Below are 2,030 nucleotides of genomic sequence, written 5' to 3'. Positions count from 1 at the left end.
TTGAACTTGCCGCCGGCGTGCAGCTCGGTCAGGGCGATCTCGGCCGCCGAGCGCTTCGGCTCGTGCTTGTCGTCCATTTTCACGCCGGTCGGGATGCCGCGGCCGTTGTCGATCACCGAGACCGAGTTGTCGGTGTGGATGGTGACGACGATGTCGTCGCAGAAGCCGGCCAGCGCCTCGTCGATCGAGTTGTCAACGACCTCGAAGACGAGGTGGTGCAGGCCGGTGCCGTCGGACGTGTCGCCGATGTACATGCCCGGGCGCTTGCGCACCGCCTCGAGGCCCTCGAGGATCTGGATGCTGCCTTCGCCGTAGACGTCCTGGCTGCCGTCGCCGTCGGCACCGGTGCGCAGCACGCTGTCGTTACCTGGCGGCGTCGAGCCGGGTACCGGCAAGGGGCTGTTCGTCGCCTTGGCCGCCATGTCGGTGTGCGTGCCGGCGATCTCGGGCTTCTTGTCGTGGTCGTTGTCTTTGGAGGTCATCGAGGGTGTGGTCACGTCTTCTTCTTTTTCTTCAGATCCGCATCGGCATCACGACGTACTTGAAGCCGGCCTGATCCGGGACGGTGATGAGCGCGCTCGAGTTGGTGTCCTGCAGCTCCATCGTCACCATCTCCTGGCCCATGTTCGTGAGCGCGTCGATCAGGTAGGTGACGTTAAAGCCGATCTCGATGGCGTCACCGCCGTAGTCGATCTCGAGCTCTTCCATCGCTTCTTCCTGCTCGGCGTTGCTGGAGGCGATGCGCAGGGTGCCGGGCTCGATGTTGACGCGCACGCCCTTGAACTTCTCGCTCGTCAGGATCGCCGCCCGCTGCAGGCTCTGTAGGAGAGGCGAACGGCCGAGCGTGACCTTGTTCTTGTGGTTCTTCGGGATGACGCGGTTGTAATCGGGGAACTTGCCTTCGACGAGCTTGGACACGAACTCCATGCCGGCGAACGAGAACTTCGCCTGGTTCGCTGCGAAGCGCATATCGATCGGCTCGTCGTCGTCACGCAGCAGCCGCTGCAGCTCGAGGACGGTCTTGCGCGGCAGGATCACCTCCTGCTTCGGAATATCGCTCTCGAGCGTCGCCTGGGCCAGCGCCAGCCGGTGCCCGTCGGTGGCGACGAGGGTGAGGCTCCTGCCTTCGGCGACGAAGAGGATGCCGTTGAGGTAGTAGCGGATGTCGTGCACCGCCATCGCGAAGTGCACCTGCGCGACCAGGCCGCGCAAGGTCTTCTGCGGCACGCTGAACATCGGCCCGAAGTCGGCCGACTCCTGCACGAGCGGAAAGTCGTCGGCCGGCATCGTCTGCAGCGTGAAGCGGCTCTTGCCGCCGGCCAGCGTCAGCTTGGACTGCGTGGCCGTCAGGGTCACCACCTGGTCGCTCGGCAGGGAACGCAGGATGTCGATCAGCTTGCGCGCGCCCACGGTCGTGGAGAAGTTCGACGCCTCGCCGCCGAGCTCGGCGCTCGTGCGCACCTGGATCTCGAGATCGCTGGTCGTGAACTCGATCTGCCCGCCGGTCTTCCTGATCAGCACGTTGGCGAGGATGGGCAAGGTGTGCCGGCGCTCGACGATTCCCGAGACGGCCTGCAGGGCGCTCAGGAATTTTTCCTGTGCTGCTTTCAAGACGATCATGTCAACCTCTCAAGATGGTTGTCGTAGTAGGCGGCGGCGCTTTTTGTGGACAAGCCTATTTTCCTTCCTTGCGACAGTGACTTAGCCAGCCCCGAAGCCTGTCGACGGAGGCCTGTCGCCGCTGTCGTCGAAAGCGAACAACTTGCGCAAACGGCACCGGGCGGTGCGCAGACCGCTCTTCCCGTCCAAGTTGTCCCCAGCGTTGTTGCTTGACAGGTTCGTGATCGTGGTGCTCGCATCGGCTCAGCCCTTGAGCGTCTGTTCGAGCACGTGCAGCTGATGATTGAGATCGGTGTTCTTCTGCCGCTCGGCGGAGATCTTGCGCACCGCGTGCAGCACCGTCGTGTGGTCGCGCCCGCCGAACAGCTCGCCGATCTCGGGCAGGCTCTTCTGCGTCATCTCCTTGGCGA

The 2,030-nt window shown here is 63.9% G+C and carries 3 protein-coding genes; all 3 read right to left on the bottom strand.

What is annotated here, in order from left to right; genetic code table 11:
- On the bottom strand, positions 1-422 hold a 422-nt coding region (locus tag AC30N0_RS16965), incomplete at its 3' end, for an ATP-binding protein (protein ID WP_489519073.1).
- Between the two features lie 91 nt (positions 423-513).
- On the bottom strand, positions 514-1,620 hold the full coding sequence (dnaN, locus tag AC30N0_RS16960; RefSeq protein ID WP_489519071.1) for a DNA polymerase III subunit beta: 1,107 nt from the start codon (positions 1,618-1,620) through the stop codon (positions 514-516).
- Positions 1,621-1,863: 243 nt separating this feature from the next.
- Positions 1,864-2,030: helix-turn-helix domain-containing protein (locus AC30N0_RS16955; protein ID WP_489519072.1), on the bottom strand; the 167-nt coding region annotated here is incomplete at its 5' end.

The sequence above is a fragment of the Rhizobacter sp. genome, from assembly GCF_031412495.1.
Classification (GTDB): Bacteria; Pseudomonadota; Gammaproteobacteria; order Burkholderiales; family Burkholderiaceae_C; genus Schlegelella_A.
The sequence above is the reverse complement of the archived record's forward strand: the minus strand, read 5'-3'. Positions and strand labels throughout refer to the sequence as shown.